The organism is Paenibacillus sp. PCH8 (assembly GCF_002968835.1).
GTDB lineage: Bacteria > Bacillota > Bacilli > Paenibacillales > Paenibacillaceae > Paenibacillus.
The window spans coordinates 113,159-133,918 of the sequence record NZ_PKQK01000001.1 but is presented as its reverse complement, the minus strand read 5'-3'; the positions used below and the strand labels follow the sequence as shown (position 1 = coordinate 133,918).

Here is a 20,760-nt window from a genome sequence, read left to right as displayed (position 1 = left end):
GCATCGTTTTTCTTTTGCTATGGGATCGGAAGAGTTTACCGAATGCATGATATCGCCTCTTTTTCGGATGAGTTGGGTATAAATGTTTCATTTCTTTCTAAACGCTCTATGATGGGATGAAGTTACATACAAATGATAAAATTTCCTATATATTGAAGAGTGCTAATCGTAATTGCAGCCTTTCTAACAGAAATTAGGTTACCGGCACGGGGGTTCTAGCGTCGTAAACATGAGGTGATTGGATGAAAAGAGTGCTGCTCACGGTTTTGTTAGTTTTAATCTTGTTAACAGCCTGTGAGACAAATGATCGGACAGTGGATTCTCCAGTAATCACGAGATCATTCCCAGAAATAATTGAGCCCCATAACCCAGAGCAAGCGGAGCAAAGCGGGATGTGGTTGTGCTTCATGGAGGCATAAGGAACGGGGGTAAGTGGAACACATTTATGAAAAAGGTGGAGAATAAACAACAGGATCAGGTTCGTGTGACGAAGTATACCATTGAGGGTGGGCCCATTATCTATGAATTGATCTATGATGGTACAGCCATTCAATCCACTTACGATGACTCAAGGGATCTATATGGCTCCAAACAGGGAAGGACGACCGACACCTGCAAAGGGATCTGGACAATGAAGAGTGAGCAGGGAAATATTTTTTACGTGTTAACCGGGTGTGAGAAGGAAGAGAACCCCTTTTCGATGCCTATGCGTTAAATGAGATGTATCCGCATGAAAACTCTTAATGAATTTCTTAAATCCCAAAAACCTGCGAAGCCGAGGCTTTACAGGTTTTTCTCCGACCATATGAAGGTGAATAATCGAGAGTTTATCTGTACAAAACATTGGACAGTTCAATCAGGTTTCCATCAGGATCACGTACATACACCGAACGATTGGGACCCAGTGCTCCCGTGCGTTCCACTGGACCTTCTTCGATATTCGTATGATGTTGTGAGATGGAAAATCACTTCTTCCAAGGGTGTGCTGACCAGAAAACAAAGATCCGCCGAACCCGGCGTATAGGTATGAGCTTTCGGTTCAAACTCTTTTCCCCGTTCATGTAAATTGATCTTCTGCTGTCCAAACTGTAATGCTTTTCGGCCTTGACCGAATTCAACTACCTGCATGCCTAAGATGTTCGTATAAAATGAAATGGTCGCTTCCAGATTCTCTACGGTTAACACGAGATGATCAAGTCGTTCTAATTGCATGGATAAGCCTCCTTCGGATTGGAGCATTTGCTCTTATAAAACGAGAGGTGTACATAGTAGTATTTCATTTATTATACCTTAGAGCTTAGTTGGATCGACTTCGTATGAGAAGAAGGTTGACGAAAAACGTGCACGAACACGCAAAGTATCTGGATAATGAATGTTTCCTGCCTACTGAATCTTTAACGAGAAAATGAATCCTCCGTTTGATTCCAATCGGCCTCTTCACTTGTTAAAATTTGGGTATAACTACTACGGTCAGGTTGGCGGTGAAGAGTGAATGCAACGTATTCAGGTACATCCCGATGTGTTGGACGAGAAAGCTCGATTGGTCCAGCAGAAGAAATTGGAACTAGATCGAATCGTCAGAGAACTGGAGAAATTGATTCATCTGTTGCAATCCGATTGGTCTGGTGTGACGGGAGAGCGTTTCTTCTGGGATTTTATGCAGGTGAAAGAAGTGTTCCCGACCACACTCGGGCTGTTGGACAAGATCCAGAATGAATTTACGTTTATCGCAAAGAACTTCAGAACAACGGATGGCTCAGGCGAGGTTGCCTTGTACATTCCAGAAGAACTAAAGCGAAATTTCGCTGTAGGGCTGCTCGATAAATCAGTAGGAGAAACAATAACGGGAATGGGCCAGACGGCAGAAGCTTTCTTCGATAACCCGTTCAGTACATTAGGCAGTGTGGCATATGCCATGACAGTGGGCAAAGTTGTGGACGTTGGGCGTGGTATTCAGTTTGCATGGGATACTGCCTGGGGTACCGGAACAGCGAGGTCTGATATAGAGCAATTTGTGGATGAGCAGAAGAAGCAGATTAATGAGAGTGGTGCAGGGTATTATGGTGGAGCGATGACAGGTCAGGCTCTAGCATATGTTTTGTTTGGCAAAGCTTTTCGTTCGATGGATGATAAGCATACCGATCTAGGTGGATCGGGTGGAGGGAAGCCGGAGTCTTATAAGGGAAAAGGCGGGACAGGTAATAGAGATATGACTGAGCCTACCCTACCCAAGGGAAGTAAACCAACTGGAAATTATGGAGTAGGTGATTCCCATGGGATAAAGAAACAAAATGAAACTTCTGACTTCTTAGCTGGACAAGGTTATGAAATCAAAATGTTAGACGAAATAAATGGCGGAAATGGCTATGGAATCAAGGCAACTTCTAATCCTGACTTTTTAATTCACGGTAAGGTTTTTGACTGTTACTCGCCTAAGGAAGATGCCAATGTAGATAATATTCTTCGAAACATAGCAACGAAAACTAAAACGCAAGCGGAAAGAATCGTTGTTAACCTAGACGAATTTCCCACCGAAAAAGTTAGTGAACTTAGTCAAGGAATTATCAGAAAAGCAAATCCAACCGGAGATTTGAAAAATCTGAAAGAGATTTTATTCGTTAAGGACGGTAACATAACAAGAGTGCTTGGGGAGGATCAATAGATGGATTATGAATTATTTTTACAAAGTAAGCTCGATCGTAATTCTTTGGGGGAATTAATCGAGCAATATATCACTGAATCGGTTGTTGAGAAAGCTTCTTTCCAAAGTAATGAAGAGGAAATAGTAATTGGCAGTAGATTTTTTACGTTGCATCTTGAAATTGAGGATATTTCTGATATCACTTTTGTTCGACAGCATTATAACTTAGATGTGAATGTATGCATTAGAACTCAATTGTTTGGCAGTACTTTTTCTGAAGGTATAAAGCATATTTTCAGGATTATTAGTAAGCTTATAAAACATACTGAGGGTAATCTTTTATTGCTAGAAGATGGTTCTACTCAACTACTTAGAATGGAGAATGGTCTTTTGGCGGTTAATAATCGGTTGGATGAATATCAATCTAAATACCTAACTCCAAGCCTTCTTCTTCTACTTGATCGTCCTTATATTGAAAAGGAGCTATCAAGTTAAAGAAACAGCAGGTAGGCGAAATAATGATACTACTTAAAGACTGAATTGCGATTATACCCAATATACTAAATTGGAGCTAAATTCGTGATGATAAAATATAATTATAAATTTAAATATATGGATGAATTTAATATGGTTGTATTAGATTTTGAAGAGGAAAAAACACTAGAGTTCGCCAGTATGATAAGTGATCCCTTAGGATCTGATATACCCTGGAGATTTGAAGATTTGAAGAAAGATATTGAGAATTATCTTGATTTGTTAAGGGGGATATACCCGAATATAGACATGGAGGAAATGCATCCAGCGTTATATCACATAAAGACTATACAATAATTGAAGATCCATTTTACGATGAGGAAGAAGATGAAGTGGAACCGATCTGTAAGTTAGAGACGGTTGAGTTTGTGAAAATTATATTGCTATGGGCTTATGAAACTTACAAATTTAAAAGCAAAAGGGGAGTGATTGCTCTAGAGGAGGCAGAAATGGTTATGAAATGGGTTGAACAGAAGATGTTAGAAGTAGAGAGTATAGAAAATGGGTCTATGCAATAGTGGGTTTAAGCTCATTTCGAAAATTCAAACCGTTACTTATGACTGGGATGATACGCAAAACGAATATTTTAAAGCAGTAGCATCTGATGACTTTGATGATAATGAGGATTTATTATTTAAATCCCTTTTTGCTGTTCTGAACGAATGCCCCGATGCAAGAGTATGGATTGAAGAAGATTGGTTTTACAAGCTGGAAGATATGAAAAAGATAAAGGCATCCTACAATAATATTTGATGTTATATCCATCCCAAAAACAACATTTAAATGAAGCACAATAATTAAGAGTCAGGCACTTCTACCAGACAAACGTAACGTGGTATAATTATAAAAAATACGATAGGAGTTGACGTATGAGGAAAATTTCTCTAATGTTCATTGCTTTGTTCATGGTAGCGATCGCGATCTTACCACTTTCCGCATCTGCTGCTTCGAAAGCAGACTTTCGCAATGTAAAGTGGGGCATGAACACTAAACAAATCAAGAAACTAGAAAAGGACAAACTGATTGATTCAGGAAGTGTTAACCATTTTTCATACCTTACATACAGTTCGTCGGTCTCCTCAACATCTGCAGAGTTATCTTACTTATTCTACAAGAACAAACTGGTTCGTACTATCTACGAAGTGAAGGGTAACACACTTGCGACTTCTGGAGATAAAATGAATACATACTACGGCATCAAAGATGCCTTGGAAGACAAATACGGTAAACCTACCAATTCGACTGATAAATACATCATTGGTGCAGAGTCTAGTTTAACGAACGATGACGCATTGGACCTGAGTATGGGGAACATTATGTTTAAATCACGGTGGGTAATCAATAATAAGCGAACAGAAGTTGCGCTTTATCTAGATCGATACCAAGGACAACCACGTTTGCGCATCTTGTACTCAGATCGGACAAATAACTTAGACATTGATAAGTTGATGTATTCAGATGGTTTGTAAGGCATAATACGATGATATTCAAAAAGGGGCGCTCCTGTCATAGGGAGACTCCTTTTTTGGTATCAAAACAACTAATGAAATTTTCCCCATGCTGGACGATAATATAGTAGAAGTAATAACTTACCTATGGCAACTATTTAGCTCACCATATACATAGAGAACTATCCACAACCATCCTAACTCTCGCGAGGTACATTCATGAAACAAGGCATATATGAACAGCTTATCAACACTATCACCAGACAGGAAATTTCGGCGCTGGACCCGGCTGTGTATAACATTGGGACCGAGAAGTTGGATGCAGAGGAAGCGCGCAAGCTGCTGTCCACGTATTTGGCGACGGTGACCCGGCGGGCGCTCAAGATTGTGCGGGAACAGACGGAAGATAAAACGGCAGTATTGGCACAGATCCGAACGAGTAATGAGATTCTTGCCACTCTGAAAGAAACACTTGGGGAAGAAGAGTACAAAGAATTGCAACTGGATGAGCAGGGGGAAGTGTTGACTCATGTGTATTCCAAACTGAACAGCATTCGTGCTGTCCGGGATACCAAAATCGTTCGTCCAGATACGCGGATATCCCAAAGCTCTTTGTTCACAGGTGCGAAGTCCGAGCCGAGTATGTTATTGGAGTTGCAAAAGGAGATCGTGACCGCCGACCGGATCGATTGGCTGGTGTCATTTATCAAATTCAGCGGGCTTCGCCTGCTGCTGGAACAGCTTCAACAATTCACGGCGAGCGGTGGAAAGCTGAGGATCATCACAACTACATACATGGAAGCAACCGACCTGAAGGCCATCACTGAACTTAGCAAATTACCTAACACAGAAATCCAGATTTCCTATGATACCAAAGTGACTCGGCTGCACGCCAAAACGTACATTTTCCACCGTGATACTGGCTTCACTACAGCCTATGTCGGCTCCTCTAACCTGTCCAACCCGGCGCTGACCAGTGGTATGGAGTGGAACCTCAAGGTAACGGAGAAAGATTCACTCGATGTGTTGCGCAAGATTGAAGCGACCTTTGAGAGCTACTGGAATGACCGTGAATTTACGCGATATGTAGCTGAGGATGAAGGACATGAGGCCCAGTTGAAGGCGGCTCTGAATCGTAAAAAAGATCAGTCCAACCACTTTCACCTCGACATCCAGCCTTACGATTATCAAAAGGAAGTGCTGGAACAGCTTCACGCAGAGCGTACGCTGTATGGACGAACTCGCAATCTGATCGTTGCCGCCACAGGCGTTGGCAAAACGGTCATTTCAGCCTTCGACTACAAGCGATTCCGGGCAAGCCATGCGGGAGCTAAGCTGCTTTTTGTCGCCCATCGGGAAGAAATCTTGAAGCAAAGCCGGGATACGTTCCGGTATATCCTGAAGGATATGAACTTTGGTGAGCTGCATGTCGGGAATTACCGAGCAGAGGCGCTGGATCACTTGTTTGTTAGTATTCAGAGTCTTAACTCCATGAAGCTGACGGAGATCACCAGCCCAGACTATTACGATTACATCATTGTGGATGAATTCCATCATGCGGCTGCACCTTCGTACCAGCAACTATTATCCCACTATGAACCTAAGATTTTGCTAGGACTCACTGCAACGCCGGAACGGATGGATGGCAAAGACATCACCGCCTACTTCGATCATACGATTGCCGCCGAGATCCGTCTAACCGATGCAATTGACCGGAAGCTGCTGAGTCCTTTTCAATATTTTGGCGTCACCGATACTGTCGATCTATCTCAGGTGAAGTGGTCGCGTAAAGGCTATGACCTGAACGAACTGGAGAAGCTCTATACCCATAACAAAATCCGTGCCAACCAGATCATCCAAAGTCTAAACAAATACGTAACCGATCTGGACGATGTGAAGGGGCTTGGTTTCTGCGTAGGGGTGGATCATGCGATGTACATGGCAAAAATATTTAACGAAGCCGGCATTCCATCCATGGCCCTGCATGGTGGGTCGATCAAACAGGAACGTCATTCTGCGAAAGGACAGCTGGTGAACGGGGAACTGCGCATGATCTTTGTTGTTGATCTGTACAATGAAGGCGTGGATATCCCTGAGGTGAACACCATCCTGTTCCTACGTCCTACGGAGAGTCTGACCGTATTTCTGCAACAGTTGGGACGTGGACTACGGATGGCGGAGGGTAAAGAGTGCCTGACCGTGCTCGACTTCATCGGGCAAGCGCATCAGGAATACAGATTTCAAGATAAATTCCGTGCCCTGATCGGCGCCACCAAACATTCCATCTCGTACTACGTCGAGAACGGCTTCTCGAACCTGCCTCGCGGCACGTTCATTCAATTGGAAAAGCAAGCGAAGGAATACATCATGCGCAACCTCAAGCAGATGAGCCGCAATCGGAGAGCGTTGATCCAGAAGCTGCAAACGTTCCAGCAAGACACCGGACTGCCGATGACCTTGGCTCATTTTGTAGAGCATCACGGGATGACACTGGTTGAATTGTATGGTGGACGCACGGGGAAAAGGTATTTCCGTGGCATGTTGGCCGAAGCCGGATTAACATCGTCCATCGAGGATGAACACGAGGAATATATCCGTAGACTACCGTCGGTGCTGACGATCAACTCACGAAGCTGGCTGACGTTCCTGATCGACTTTGTTGAAAAAGGCAAAGAACCAACCACCGCCGATGAACAGCGCATGCTCACCATGTTCTATTACACCTTCCACCGGGCTGCGCCTGAGAAGTTGGGAATGAGCAGCATCGAAGAGGGTGTGCAACGCGTGCTGTCCTGTGAGGCGTTCCGAGCAGAGCTTGTGGATATTTTTAAATATAATCTGGCTCATCTGCGATTTGTGGATAAAAGCAATTCGTTCCCGTACACTTGTCCACTGGATATCCACTGTATGTACTCCATCGACCAAGTGCTCGCCGCCTTCGGCTACTGGAACGCCGAGCAATCTCCCGCCTTCCGCGAAGGCGTGAAGTATTTTGCAGACGAACAGACCGACATCTTCTTCATTACACTGAACAAATCGGACAAAGACTTCTCACCATCTACTCTGTATGAGGATTATGCGATTAATGAGCGTTTGTTCCACTGGCAGACGCAAAGCCGGGTGTCAGAGCATACGGCTACCGCGCAGCGGTATATTTATCATCCCGAGACAGGTAACCGGATCGCGCTGTTCGTGCGAGAGTATAAGGAGGAGCATGGCTATACGTCTCCATTTGTCTTCCTGGGCGAAGCGGATTATGTGAGTCATGAGGGGAACAAACCGATGAGCTTTGTATGGCGGTTAAGGGAAGAGATGCCTGCGAAGATGGTGGCGGTGGCGAATAAGTGTATTGTTTGAGAGTCACATAGCTCACTTAAATTGAATATTTTAACTAATGTTCAAGTATGAAATTTTCTTTTTAAAAGTCCGTATGCGATTTTCAACTCTAGACATTTTGTAGGGCGATGATTGATTAATCAAGTGAATTTCAATCATCTATCCTTCTACACATAGAATATACTTACGCAGCAATAGCCGTGAACCTTTCCTTGCTGTTACAGAATGAATTTCTAAGATTTTAGATTGGGGATATTTAAGTGAGTATCTAAAGTGTGTCACTAACACAGCAGGAAAAGAAATACTCAGCAACAATTTCATCCTTACTAGAACTGGAGAAGAACATAAGTTCCTAAACACTTAGTGATGTGATATTATTTATAAAGCGAGATTTGTAGTAATAAGCCATGATATATGGTTGTTCTTTAACTAAGAAAGCTACTAACTTTTAAAAAAATAAAATAAAAACTAATCTAGGTGGGAATATGACAAAATCTCCTTTACGATATCCAGGGGCTAAGAAAAAAGTGTTAGATCGATTTCTTCCTTTCTGGAAAAAAGAACATATAGAGTATCGAGACGTCTTTGTAGGAGGAGGATCTACCTTCTTTGGGAAGCCTCTTTCATTACAAAATTGGATAAATGATTTTGATACTGAAGTCGCTGAATTATATATAGTAATGCGTGATCAGCCAGAAGAACTTTGTGAATTGATAATGAATACTATACCAACGGTTGAATTATGGCGTGAAATTAAGCAAGCAGAGTATCATACTTCTCTTGAAAAAGGTTTCAGAACGTTCTTTTTGAATCGTACTAATTTTAGTGGTATTTTGAAAGGCAACCCCATTGGCGGAATACATCAAAAAAGTGTTTATAAAATTGATTGTCGTTGGAATCCCAAAGCTTTATGCGAACAAGTTCGGAACTGTCACCTTATGTTACAAAATGTTCGCATTACAGCATTAGATTTTGAAGAAATAATTCAAGTACCTGGAGAATCTGTTCTTATGTACTTGGATCCTCCTTATTTCCATAAAGGAAGTTTATTGTATAGAGTTGGAATGAATCAGCAAGATCATGAACGATTAGCATCAAATTTGCAAGAAACTGATCATCATTTTTTTATCACTTACGATGACTGTCTTGAAGTTAGGGAGTTGTATGAAGAGTGGGCTTATCTCTATCCTGCTTCTTGGTTCTATAGTAGTTCCAATAAAAAAACAAGAGAAGTCGGAAAAGAACTTTTTATCTCAAACTATCCGATAGAGGAGCAGTTGGCAATGTCGTTACTAAAAACATAAATGAAATTTAATCAAAATTAAGAATGAGGGGATGCTTAAAGTGTATCAAGTATTATTTGATAGGCTACGTCAGGCAAGATTTAGTTGGCAAAATGAAGAGGAGCTTCGTATTGGTTGGATTAAAGAGTTTTCTCAAACGTTAAATATTGAAATGCAAGCTGAACGTCAAAGACAGGACTCAAGTTACAATAATGTGATAATTGAGTTTAAGTCGCCCGGTCTTTTTCGTGGAAGAAAAAGCAGTCCCGCTTTTAGACAAGCAATGAATGAACGTTTACAACCATATATTTTAAGTAAAGCTCTGGCTGAAGGGATTTCACCAGAGAATTATATTGGAATAGCTACTGATGGAGATCATATTTGTTTTGCTAAAATAAGTAACAACAAGATTATTTATGGTGAACTTCTTTCCTTTTCATTGGCTTCAGTAACGATGGTTGGAACTGCTCTATTGGATTCTTACAGACGTGCAATAACTGTTACTAATTTAGTAGATGACTTTGGGATATTATCAAGTATTGGTGTTCAGCTGATGCAAACATTAGCTGATGCATTAAGTTTTAGCATTTGCCAAAGTGAACATAATAAAATAAAAATGATCTTTGAAGAATGGCAAACATTATTTGGGCAAGTTTCGGACTTAACGCATGGTCAAAAAATACAAATAAGTAAAATAATTCAGTTTGAATTCCCCACGGAATTTCCACATGATTTGACTATACCTGGAAGTCTTTTCATTATTCACACCTATAATTCCCTTGTGATTAAGTTGTTAGCAGCGGAGGTAGTGTCTGCACATGGACTATCAAGTAGGGATGTATTTTCTCAAACAATAGCTACATATTCTGATGATAAGTTATTACGTGAGTTAAGTGAACAAATTGAAAAGGGACTTCTTTTTGAATCTGCGGGTATTAAAGGATTCATTGAAGAAGCTATATTCAGCTGGTATGTTGATATTTGTCACTTACCTGAATATAAAGCAAATGTACTAGCGTTGATTAGAGATATATTAATAAAAATATCCTTCTATAGAGCAGATACACTTACTGAAATGAGAACAAGAGATGTTTTAAAAGGATTTTATCAAAATCTGGTTCCTGATGCACTAAGGAAGTCACTAGGAGAGTTTTATACCCCTGATTGGCTTGTGGAATTTACACTAAATAAACTTGACTCTCCGAATTGGTTGAATGACCGTATTCTGGATCCAACATGTGGATCCGGATCATTCTTACTTGAGGTGATAAGGCGTATAAGATCTCATGCAGTTAAAGTTGGTATCAAAGATGAGGATATACTCAGAATATTAACCGAAAATGTATGGGGGTTTGATCTTAATCCGCTAGCAGTACAAACATCAAGGGTCAATTACTTAATTGCGATTGCTGACTTATTGCAGTCTTCACGAGGAAAAATAATTGAGTTGCCGATTTTACTAGCAGATGCAATATATTCCCCTGCACGTCAGCCAAATCATGAAAATGAACTTGTTACTTACACTATAGGAAGTGAAGTAGCAAACTTAGAGATCACAATTCCAGTTGAGCTAGCATTTGATCGATCTAGATTGGATAGGATTTTTATTTTGATGAGCGAGATGGTTAATAATGCTGCTGCATACACTAAGGTGAAAGAAAGATTGGTCCTGGCTGAACTTATTAGTCAAGAAGAGTCCGTATGTTGGGACAAACCTTTATGTGATACATACAATCAGGTATTGGAACTACATATAAGAAACTGGAATGGAATATGGTTCAGAATAGTACGGAATTTTTTCTGGTCCATTACAGCAGGCTCTTTTCAAATTGTAGTTGGAAACCCTCCTTGGGTACGTTGGTCAAACCTTCCTGAATTATATCGTAATAGAATTAAACCTACTTGTAGGCAGTATGAGATATTTTCAAGTACACCTCATCACGGTGGGAATGAGCTTGACGTTTCGGGGATGATTACTTATACGGTTGCTGATAAATGGTTGGAACACGGAGGACAGCTTGCTTTTGTCCTAACGCAAGCCCATTTTCAAACACCTTCATCGGAAGGCTTTAGAAGTTTTTCAATTAACGAAGTAGATCGTTTGATTCCCTTATCTGTAGATGATTTTAAATCTCTGAAACCATTTCATGCAGCTAACAAAACTGCTGTTGCGCATTTTAGAAAGAAAAAGTATATTGAGCCCACCTATCCGCTACCATATAATGTTTGGAGTTCCAAGAAAGGCAGTCCTAAACTTATTCCCTCCAACATTACCCTTGAAGAAGTAAAGGCTAGAATTCAAGTTGAGCATCTAGAAGCAGTACCGGTTAATGGTTTACGCTCTCCATGGAGTATTCTCCCTCCAGGACGGTTTCAAGCTATGAATAAAATAACGGGTATAAGTACTTGGGTTCGTGGTAGAAAAGGAGTTACCACTGATTTGAATGGAGTTTATTTTGTTAGAATAATTGACCAAAATAAATCTGAGGGAATTGTGCGAATTGAAACTAGACCAGAGGCCGGAAAAAAAGATATAGGTGCCGTACAGAAATTTTGGATAGAGCCTCATATGTTATATCCACTTATCAAAGGAGCTGGGGACTTTTCTGAATGTAGCTTGTCTATAGAGGAAGAGTTATTTGTAATCGTGCCAAACCTTGGAGTAAATAGAAGAGAATGTAATGAAGCAGAAATAGTGCTGGACACTCAAGCCAAGAGAACAAAAAGGTACTTCAATTATTATGAGCAACTGTTACGTTCAAGATCAACTTGGAAACGTTACTTGAAGGGAAAACCATTTTATTCTATATACAATATAGGAGATTATGCTTTTTCTCCGTATAAAGTTATCTGGGCAGAGCAATCAAGTCGATTTAAAGCAGCGGTCGTTACTGAAACAAATGTTCCACTGATTGGCAAGAGACCCTTCATACCTGACCATAAGGTATTTTATGTGGCATGTTGGAATTCCGATGAAGCCTACTATCTTTGTGGATTACTAAACTCGAATATAGTAAAAGAATATGTTGAGTCTCATGTTGTTTCAATAAATGTTGGGAACATTTTTAAACATATGAATTTAGTGGAGTTTAGTCAAGAAAATCAAGATCATCATAATCTAGCAAGGCTTGTTAAGGAAGCACATCGGAACAATAGTGAAGATCTGTTATCTAAAATAAGGGATGCTGCAGATCGTATAATTTTAGGTGATTAGAGAATCTCATATATTGAGCACCAAAAAAAAAAAAAGAATCTCTGTCGTAAATCGGCAGGGATTCTTAAGTTATGGAAGATACATTGTAGAGGTTAAAATGATTAAAATAGGGATTTACACATGAATGTTTTTAATCCAAGATATGTGGCACAAGGTTTAGAAATAAATGAAATAAGTAGGTTATATCCCACATTAGCTTTAATAAATAGCATTTTAAAAAGAATGATGATGAGTGGAAATCTGCTTATGAGTAAAGATAGGGATATAATTTGGAAGAGGAAAACCGCAGTCTTATGGCAATTGAACTACTAAACAATAATCCGGTAAGTTTCATGTTCCGCGCTTCGTTGGAGTTTCTCCCGGATAATGTTAGCAGGATATCCGCCTAAATACCTGGCGATAGTAAATTTTGGCTTGCTTCGCTCGAGTATGTTAAGCAGTGAATCGTTCAAGTTATGGATCCTCTTTGTGTGAATGAGGTGTAGAAGCCTTCATTTTACAATAATCGGGCCGAGGCCTTTTTTTCAGTAGTTGTTGCACTTCAATTAAATTTGAAAAAATTGACCCTGCAAGGTTGGAATAAACCTATTTTTATTTTGTGCTTCTAATAAGATATTTTGTGATCTACTCAGGATTGATTCAATAACTGAATGGCAGAAGAGTATGCACTACCAAAGTATTGCGAAAGATTCCCTTTTTTTGAATGAACGTTTTCTTGATGCTGACGCATAATAATATCTATATCTGAGCCATTAAGGTATTCATGAAAAAAAAGGTTGCCTAGAAGTAAGGGAGTTGTTTTAACTCTGCCTTCTCCTAGTACCTTTTCCGCCATAGTACGAGCTCCTTTATCATCAGTTATAAAACCCAACTCTGAAAATTGGTTAGCTACTGCAACAGCTGTTAATTCCCCTTTAGAAAGTCTTTTACGATTCTCAACTACGTTTAATTTTTGTAAATCTTCTATACTAACAGCTGGTATATTTTTGAAATTTCCATTATTACGCTCATCAATTAATTTCTTCTTAAGCCTTGAATCTTCAGGTGTGACAGTCTTACGTTCTTTTGTTAAACATTCGTATAAAATGAAGGGGGTGATCCAAAATGTAAAATTTGCATTGAGTGATGCTTGGTAGAGACAATCCGACGATAGAATATTCCATACAGAACATGTATCTGTTATATAAATTTTCTGAAAATTGTATAATTTAAGATTCATAGTAGTTTTCTCCAAAAATATCATAGATATCTTTCAATTCACTTAAGTTAATTAGTAGCATTTCTGCCATCTTAGCTGATGAGATAAGATGATTTTTTTTAGCATCCATACATAAACGTACGTAATATTCGGATATGCCTCTTTTTTGAAGATAATACTTTCGTTGAATACCCATTTTCGAGACGTTACTGAACTCAGAGTCAATTTTGTCTATTCGAAGTAACTTGTTTTTTTTAAGCACTTTAACTTGAGACTGATTGATACAATTTTCTCGTGCCAAAGCATACGTAAGTGTATCAGGATTAACCTCGAAGTACTTAGCATATATTTTTAGCTTTTCTGCATCCCAATTATTTTTTTCTGGTATTCTCTCAATTAATTGGGAGGGTAAAAGGTAATAAGAAGCGAATGCATTTCCTCTCGCTTCAATACTACTATCACTTGTTTTTGTCAAATCTATATCTTCGGAACCATCCAAATCTAAAATACTGTGAGCGAGTTCATGTGCTGCGGTGAATCTTTGCCTGAAAGTATCTTCGTTATAATTTACCAAGATACATTTTCCAGCAGTTGGATGTTTAATGAATATCCCTGAAATAGATGTATTATCCAGAGTACGCCTAAATATGTGTATCCCAATATTACGAATATCTTGAAATATATCTAATGTTTTGTTTTTATCAGGATAGCCGAGATGTTTCCGTAATTTAATTGCAGCTTGTTCCGCTTGAAGTTTAAAATTAGTTCCACTTTTTGTGAAGGTAAATGGTCTTTTGACTTTTCCAAGTTCATTTTCAAGGAATGCCTCACATTCTGCTAAATATACAACTTCCTGAATAGCCCATCTGTCATTAGTTGTTAGATCATTCCCGAATTTTCTAAATAATGTTTCTATTTGTTCAAACGGTTCGTTGTGGTCTTTATCAAGAAGAAAAACCCGATAGTCATTTACCAGATAAACATCAGCTATTATTAGAAGTTCGTCACCAGTGGGTAGAATAGAAGCAGATTCAAATGCTGATAATCTTTCTTCCGAAATTCCAGTTTTTACGGCCAATTGTGATATAGATAATCCAAAATTATCTCTGTATTTCCGAAAACGATCAGCTAGAAGTGTTTGATTAACTGCCATTATTTATTCACTCACTATCTATTAGGATAACTTAATTATATCAAGGAATTATTGGGGTAAGTATTTTTATATAGAATTTAAAGCTTATGAACAATAAATACCATTTATTAGAATTAATTAAAAGGGAGCAGTAATTAAAAATAACAGTGAAAAAGCAAGCAAATTGTTGACTTCTTCTTCCTCAAGAATGAGTTCGTATTGAATTGATTTTATGAAGATGAGCAAAATATTCATTATCCTAGATGAAGTGAAGTATGTGCAGTCGTGAGGGAATAAGCCAAATGGCTATGTATGGGGAATGAGGTAATAAATTCTCTCTATAATGGGGGAGGCAGTGGCGAATAAGCATTTTTATTTTACTATATAATGAATAAATCTTCAATGTATACCAGTTTTTTTGTTTAATATTGTATTTTATAGTGGAAATAAGTGATTTTTTGTTGGATAATGGTTCTAAAAGCCTGATAACTCCTTATATTTTTGATCTATTAGACCTATAAATAAGAGAGAATAGAGTATGAAAATTGGATCGAAGATTTAGTACATACCCCAAATAGTCTAGGTAAAAGTTAATGCTGTGAGTGAGAAGAGTGAGTTAGAATGGGTCATATACCAAAACAGCAAATAAGTATGCTGGTTGATAGCAGCGGGAATCAGATAATGTGACGGTAAGCAGCTATATGTCGGAAATCAAGACGTAGATATTCGTGTTCAAGCCAGCAGTTTTAAGATATAAAAAGTCCGGTTTAGGTGCGAGAAGGAGTCATGACTGTTTTTTGTCTCTAATCGTAACTACATCTAATCTTACGAATACAGTAAAATATAAGCTCACCAATTTATAGTGGATTACTGGCACGTTGGTTAAATAGAAAGCAAGCTGCGTAGTTTGGAAAAATGGACGTTTCCAATAGGAAAGAAAACTGCAACGACTAAGAAAGAGAAATTTCTCTCTAAAACAGAGTATCTAATATCAGATGCAGCTGTGGTGCTGCAATGGTTAAATGCAAGAGTAAAGCCGAAGCGGAATTTTGCTGATCTAGCAAATCTCGAATTGCCGAAAAACGAAAGCTATTGAATAATAGTTTTTAATTCCTTGTAACTTTACATTTAAACATAAAGTTGTTTCGTTTCAATTTTAATAATGAACTGTATGAAAGGAAGAATATTTTGAATTCTAATATACAGATTGAGGTTTTTCCAGCGTCTGAGGGTGACGCATTTTTACTTTCATTTGATGAAACTCATATTCTCATAGATGTGGGAGTTTACAATACTTATCATAATTTTGTTAAGGCGCGAATTGAAAGTTTAGCAAAGGATTTAGGTAAGATTGATTTAATGGTTGTCACGCATATTGATCAAGATCACATAGAGGGGGCTATTGAACTGATTACAGAGAATGGGAGTAGCACTGAGTCCTCACTAATACAAATAGATCAAGTTTGGCACAATAGCTATAGACATTTGCAGTTCTCAAAAGAGAATCAATTGAAGGAAGCTGAAAAAGAAATTTTAAGAGAGATCATTTCAAATGGAAAAAAGCATATTAAGCAAACATCTAATGAATCTCAAGAAATAAGTGCTAAGCAAGGCTCTTCACTTGCCTCGTTACTTTTAGCAGGTAGATATTCATGGAACAGCTCTTTTCAAGGTGAAGCTATAAATTTAGATAGTTTTGATAATGTTTCATTTCCGAATTTCTCTCTACGTTTATTATCCCCAGATACTAGTAAGTTAGAGAGGTTATCTAAAAAATGGGAGAAAGAATTATTGAAAAAGAAATACAATTTTACTTTTTCTAAAGATAAAATCTTTGATGATGCTTTTGAATTTGGTTTATTGATGGGGAGTAGTACAGAAGAGAAAGAGTCTCACATACAAATTTCAAGAGAGAAGATTCAATGGGACGTTCTTCTTTCAGAGGATGATGAAAAAAATGATAAATCTCCAACTAATGGTTCTTCAATAGCATTCATAATTGAAGCTCAAAAGAAAAAAATGCTTTTCCTAGGTGATGCGCATCAAGATATCGTAATAAAACAATTGGAAAACATAAAAGAAGAAAGCGAAGATCGTATATATTTCGATTTAGTTAAGATATCACATCATGGAAGTTCAAATAATACAAATACTAAATTGTTAAATCTAATTGATTGTCCGAAATTTATAATTTCTACAGATGGTAGTAAACATGGACACCCTGATCTAAGCACCTTAGCAAAGATTATACAGAATTCAAGGGGGAATGAAATAAAAATTTATTGTAATTATATTACACAAAACTCCAAAATTGTTGAAGATTTAATCGAGAAAAATAATAACAACTGCACTATTGTTTATCCGAGTGAAGATGGCGTACTTAAAATTGAAGTATAAATGGGGGATGAATACTAAGATGTGGCATAATCAAAAAGATGTAATGGCATCAGTTTGTAGACTTACTTGTGGTCATAATGAGGATGATTCGGATAAAGGGACAGCGTTTCTAGTTGCACCTAATATGGTTATTACTGCTACACATAATGTTAAACGTTATCTTGAGGATAAAGTAGCAAACTCTATAAAACTTGAATTTTTAAACATTAATAATGAACGCATTATTAGAAAAGCAATACCTCGTAAAACAAATGAAGGTGCAATTATATTCCTCGAATTAGATTCTCCTGTGTATTCAAGTTATCTACGTTTTTCCAATTTTGAGGTTGACCCAGGAATTGATTTTGAGACTTTTGGTTACCCAACTGTTAAATGGTCCGCAGGTCAATGGGTGAAGAATAAAGTATCAAGAGTTATGGGGGACATGGTTTATAATCCATATGATTGGAATATTGATTTAAGTCATCAAAGTCAGATAGCAGATTTTTCGGGTTTGTCGGGTGCACCTTTATTAGTGGATGGAAAATTAGTAGGAGTAATGTTGACAGAAGCTATGGAAAATGGAAGAGCGATTTCACTTGGTGCCATAGGTCTTTCGAATTTTAAGCGAGAAATGGAAATCTTGGATATACAAGTTCACGAATATGTTGATCCTTATTTACATTCATTGAATGAAAATCAATATAAGGACTTTATCTTTGTGGAAAAGCTTGAGGCTGCTTCAATATTTGAACATGATCTTTGCCAAACTGAATTTTATCATGCGGAAATTTTGAGTGAATCCGTAAATAGTAAAGAAGTAAAAAGTGAAATACAAGAACTCAGTCGACTAAAAAGTGATGTACGTAGTTTTTGGTATAGTAAATATCTAGGATATAAAGATGAGGATAATGGGGGAGCACTTTTATCCAGTGTCTATGATCAAATTGAAAAATGTGCAGAAACAACATTGGCTTCTAAGATTATACAAACTAGCCTATACGCCAAAAAAGGTTTGTTACATCAATGGGCAGATAATTGTAAGATTGGGTGGGTCAAAAACTATGAGCGGAACTTAATAAAATACCGAGAGGAGAAAGAGGGAACATCCAATGGAGAAGATAGCTAATACGAACTCAGAATTAATTATACATGTGACACGCATTTTAATTTTGTTATCTAAATTTGGGAGTCAAAAAACTATAAAAATATCGCTAGATAAGATAATGTTGCTTGATTTTTATATGAAGTATCCAAATGTAATGATTGAAGATGAAAATTTAAAACAGAATCTTAGCTTTTATGATTATTATTCATACTACCATTGGAAGCCAAATCGAGAAGAATACCATGTATTCTTAAGGCTTCTGACAGCCAAAAAATTAGTTTCAAGAAATATTATTAAAAGTGAGTTTATTTATCAAATAACAAGTGATGGAACTGACGTTATTGAGAGTTTGAATTCTTCTTATTACAAAAAATTAGATAATGTTGCTAATTATATAAAGAAAAATATTGCAAGACTTAGTGACACAAAAATTGAAGAAGATATTATTTTGAAAAGTTTTTCTTGTGCTGATAACTAATAAGGGGGGCTCTAAATGGATAAATTGTTTATTAAACGTTTAACATTAGTTGGCTTAAGGAAAAATTATTCAGTTAAGTTTAAGAAAGGATTGAACTACATATCAGGACCAACATCAACAGGGAAATCAACAATTGCCGAGCTGATTAACTATACCTTAGGTGCTGAAAAACATAAAGATTACATCGAAGTTAGACAAAATTGTACAGAAGTGGAGCTGGAAATAGAAATTGGTGATAGGCTCTATAAGATTGTACGCCCCTTATTTGACTTTAATAGACCAGTTAAATTATTTAAATATAATGAGCATGAACAACAATACAGTAATGATTTTGAACTTCTACCAGTGGAGTCTCCAGCTAATGAAACTTCTCTGTCAAAGTTTTTGTTGAATGAGCTCGGATTTTTTGATATCACAGTTGTAAATCAAGTTTTTAGTTTTAGAGACATTTATAAGTTTTGTTATCTAAGGCAAACGGAGATTGATAGTGAGGATCTCATGAGAGAGAAAACTTGGGGGCCAAACATTAAGAGGAAGCCAACATTTGAAATAATATTTAATCTTTTTGATAATTTATTATCAGAATTAAAGGCTAAGATTAAAGAGCAAACTGAGTTAATAGCTGATTTAGAGAAAAGAAAACAAGGAGTTAGTGATTTTCTAAAAAACTTAAAATTGCTAGACTTTGATAATTATTTTGATAAAAAGAATGAGATAGAGATTAATATTTTTGATCTAAAAACTGAGCTCTACAGTATAAAATCAGATATAAAAACTCAGGGTCTATTTCCTGGTGGGGAGATAGAGGAATCAATTTTGAAAAGACAGTTAGAGATTGAAAGGTTTACGGAAGAGATTTTAAAACAGTCTCAATATATTGAAAAACTATCATTACTTAGGAATCAATATCAAAGTGAATTAGGAAAGATAGAGTTTTTGTTGGAAGGGTCTAATGCTTTAAATCAGTATGTATTTGAAGTATGTCCATCTTGTTTAAATGAGCTAATACCGCATGAAGCGGGATGTGAACTTTGCGGGAATACATTAAAGAGTTTAAATGAAGATGAAATTAAAGTATATAAAAGTGAATCTACTAGGTTAAAGTTGAAATTTAAAAAATTATCAGATTATATAGATGATCAAAAAGATCAACTTGAGAAGTTAAGACTTAGAAAAAAAGAGGAAAAGACAAAGTTACAAGATGAACAGGAACTACTAAATCATTTAAGGATGGAATATATCAGTCCATATCTTGAGAAAATAGAAAAATTAAATTTAGAACTTGGTGACAGAAAAAATCAGCTTAAAGACTTAGAGAGGACTCTGAAAGTTATTCAAGAATTCAATGTAATGTTGAACAAGATAGACACTGAGAGCACATTGTTGACAAAACTAAAAGAGCGAGCTAAAGAAATAGAGCAAACTAATGTAGACAAAGACATTATTTTAGAAAGAATCAGTACAGTTTATGAAACAATCCTTGAAGAATTCAACTTTCCAAAGTTGGCTGATGCTTACGTTGGTATCAAAGATTATTTACCATATGTTAGAGGAAGAAAGTATGATAATATTGGCAGCTTGGGATCAGTTACAATGTTAACTATGGCTTATTATTTAAGTGTTCTAATTGTTGGTAATGAAGGGGAAAATAATCACCCAGGATTGTTAATTATGGATACGCCAAGAAAAAATCTTGGGGCTGATCCAAATCAAGATGAAGAAGAATTCAAAGACGAAAAAATATTTAATTCTATATTACGTTTTTTTATTAAGTTGGATTCAGAAAAGAGCGAACAAATCCAGTTAATTGTCATTAATAACGGGTATCCAGACTTTCTTTCAGAAGAACACATAGTGGCTAAGTTTGATGGCAATGGTTTAAAGGATTTGCCTTATGGGCTTATAGATGATCTAAATGAGAATTAGATTAGTCGTAATTAATATAGAGAACTGGTATAAATTCTATTAAAATATTCGATGTCATGTTTCATAGTATCCAGATATATTAAAAA

16 protein-coding genes and 1 pseudogene are annotated in these 20,760 nt (G+C 37.2%); 14 read left to right on the top strand and 3 right to left on the bottom strand.

Features of this window, described 5'->3' with window-relative positions; all coding sequences use genetic code 11:
* Positions 1 to 394: 394 nt before the first annotated feature.
* Positions 395 to 715: a DUF4362 domain-containing protein gene (locus C0Q44_RS00595; RefSeq protein WP_105405594.1), complete on the top strand. Its 321-nt coding sequence runs from the start codon at positions 395 to 397 to the stop codon at positions 713 to 715.
* A 112-nt stretch (positions 716 to 827) separates the two neighbouring features.
* On the opposite strand, the pseudogene C0Q44_RS00590 reads toward C0Q44_RS00595, so the two are convergent.
* A pseudogene (locus tag C0Q44_RS00590) lies at positions 828 to 1,212 on the bottom strand (VOC family protein).
* A 280-nt stretch (positions 1,213 to 1,492) separates the two neighbouring features.
* On the opposite strand from C0Q44_RS00590, the gene C0Q44_RS00585 reads away from it, so the two are divergent.
* The 8 genes from C0Q44_RS00585 (at position 1,493) to C0Q44_RS00550 (ending at position 12,456) form a co-directional block, all read left to right on the top strand.
* Positions 1,493 to 2,662 (top strand): CdiA C-terminal domain-containing protein, encoded by a 1,170-nt coding sequence (locus C0Q44_RS00585; RefSeq protein ID WP_105405593.1) that lies wholly within the window; start codon positions 1,493 to 1,495, stop codon positions 2,660 to 2,662.
* Complete coding sequence (locus C0Q44_RS00580; RefSeq protein WP_105405592.1) at positions 2,663 to 3,136, top strand: hypothetical protein; 474 nt, start codon at positions 2,663 to 2,665, stop codon at positions 3,134 to 3,136. It begins immediately after the preceding gene.
* Between the two features lie 84 nt (positions 3,137 to 3,220).
* Entirely contained in the window at positions 3,221 to 3,472 is a 252-nt protein-coding gene (locus tag C0Q44_RS30590; protein WP_258166107.1) for a hypothetical protein, read from the top strand.
* A gap of 204 nt (positions 3,473 to 3,676) precedes the next feature.
* Complete coding sequence (locus C0Q44_RS00570) at positions 3,677 to 3,928, top strand: hypothetical protein (RefSeq protein ID WP_105405591.1); 252 nt, start codon at positions 3,677 to 3,679, stop codon at positions 3,926 to 3,928.
* Positions 3,929 to 4,062: 134 nt separating this feature from the next.
* A complete protein-coding gene (locus C0Q44_RS00565) occupies positions 4,063 to 4,644 on the top strand; it encodes a hypothetical protein (protein ID WP_105405590.1) in 582 nt (193 codons plus the stop codon).
* Positions 4,645 to 4,842: 198 nt separating this feature from the next.
* Positions 4,843 to 7,980, top strand: coding sequence for a DUF3427 domain-containing protein (locus C0Q44_RS00560; protein ID WP_105405589.1), 3,138 nt, complete (start codon positions 4,843 to 4,845; stop codon positions 7,978 to 7,980).
* A gap of 464 nt (positions 7,981 to 8,444) precedes the next feature.
* Complete coding sequence (locus C0Q44_RS00555) at positions 8,445 to 9,263, top strand: DNA adenine methylase (RefSeq protein WP_105405588.1); 819 nt, start codon at positions 8,445 to 8,447, stop codon at positions 9,261 to 9,263.
* Positions 9,264 to 9,303: 40 nt separating this feature from the next.
* Entirely contained in the window at positions 9,304 to 12,456 is a 3,153-nt protein-coding gene (locus tag C0Q44_RS00550) for an N-6 DNA methylase (protein WP_219845165.1), read from the top strand.
* Between the two features lie 628 nt (positions 12,457 to 13,084).
* On the opposite strand, the gene C0Q44_RS00540 is transcribed toward C0Q44_RS00550, so the two are convergent.
* Positions 13,085 to 13,675: a hypothetical protein gene (locus C0Q44_RS00540; RefSeq protein ID WP_105405585.1), complete on the bottom strand. Its 591-nt coding sequence runs from the start codon at positions 13,673 to 13,675 to the stop codon at positions 13,085 to 13,087.
* Positions 13,665 to 14,807: an XRE family transcriptional regulator gene (locus C0Q44_RS00535; protein ID WP_105405584.1), complete on the bottom strand. Its 1,143-nt coding sequence runs from the start codon at positions 14,805 to 14,807 to the stop codon at positions 13,665 to 13,667. Before C0Q44_RS00535 ends, C0Q44_RS00540 begins: the two co-directional genes overlap by 11 nt.
* Before the next feature lie 886 nt (positions 14,808 to 15,693).
* Between C0Q44_RS00535 and C0Q44_RS00530 the strand changes: the two genes are divergently transcribed.
* From C0Q44_RS00530 to C0Q44_RS00510, 5 genes are all read left to right on the top strand, one after another.
* Entirely contained in the window at positions 15,694 to 15,882 is a 189-nt protein-coding gene (locus tag C0Q44_RS00530) for a hypothetical protein (RefSeq protein WP_105405583.1), read from the top strand.
* 92 nt (positions 15,883 to 15,974) lie between these two features.
* A complete protein-coding gene (gene avs1a, locus C0Q44_RS00525) occupies positions 15,975 to 17,183 on the top strand; it encodes an AVAST type 1 anti-phage system MBL fold metallo-hydrolase Avs1a (protein ID WP_105405582.1) in 1,209 nt (402 codons plus the stop codon).
* Between the two features lie 7 nt (positions 17,184 to 17,190).
* Entirely contained in the window at positions 17,191 to 18,291 is a 1,101-nt protein-coding gene (locus C0Q44_RS00520; RefSeq protein WP_181150801.1) for a hypothetical protein, read from the top strand.
* Positions 18,275 to 18,748 (top strand): ABC-three component system middle component 2, encoded by a 474-nt coding sequence (locus tag C0Q44_RS00515; RefSeq protein ID WP_105405580.1) that lies wholly within the window; start codon positions 18,275 to 18,277, stop codon positions 18,746 to 18,748. The genes C0Q44_RS00520 and C0Q44_RS00515 overlap by 17 nt, the downstream gene beginning before the upstream one ends.
* Positions 18,749 to 18,763: 15 nt before the next feature.
* A complete protein-coding gene (locus tag C0Q44_RS00510; protein WP_105405579.1) occupies positions 18,764 to 20,674 on the top strand; it encodes a hypothetical protein in 1,911 nt (636 codons plus the stop codon).
* The last annotated feature ends 86 nt before the right edge of the window (positions 20,675 to 20,760 follow it).

Coding starts and splice junctions, on each gene's coding strand:
- C0Q44_RS00570 (WP_105405591.1), top strand. CDS start 3,677: ATGGGTCTATGCAATAGTGGGTTTAAGCTCATTTCGAAAATTCAAACC.
- C0Q44_RS00565 (WP_105405590.1), top strand. CDS start 4,063: ATGTTCATTGCTTTGTTCATGGTAGCGATCGCGATCTTACCACTTTCC.
- C0Q44_RS00515 (WP_105405580.1), top strand. CDS start 18,275: ATGGAGAAGATAGCTAATACGAACTCAGAATTAATTATACATGTGACA.
- C0Q44_RS00560 (WP_105405589.1), top strand. CDS start 4,843: ATGAAACAAGGCATATATGAACAGCTTATCAACACTATCACCAGACAG.
- C0Q44_RS00520 (WP_181150801.1), top strand. CDS start 17,191: ATGAATACTAAGATGTGGCATAATCAAAAAGATGTAATGGCATCAGTT.
- C0Q44_RS00540 (WP_105405585.1), bottom strand. CDS start 13,675: ATGAATCTTAAATTATACAATTTTCAGAAAATTTATATAACAGATACA.
- C0Q44_RS00535 (WP_105405584.1), bottom strand. CDS start 14,807: ATGGCAGTTAATCAAACACTTCTAGCTGATCGTTTTCGGAAATACAGA.
- C0Q44_RS00585 (WP_105405593.1), top strand. CDS start 1,493: ATGCAACGTATTCAGGTACATCCCGATGTGTTGGACGAGAAAGCTCGA.
- C0Q44_RS00510 (WP_105405579.1), top strand. CDS start 18,764: ATGGATAAATTGTTTATTAAACGTTTAACATTAGTTGGCTTAAGGAAA.
- C0Q44_RS00580 (WP_105405592.1), top strand. CDS start 2,663: ATGGATTATGAATTATTTTTACAAAGTAAGCTCGATCGTAATTCTTTG.
- C0Q44_RS00555 (WP_105405588.1), top strand. CDS start 8,445: ATGACAAAATCTCCTTTACGATATCCAGGGGCTAAGAAAAAAGTGTTA.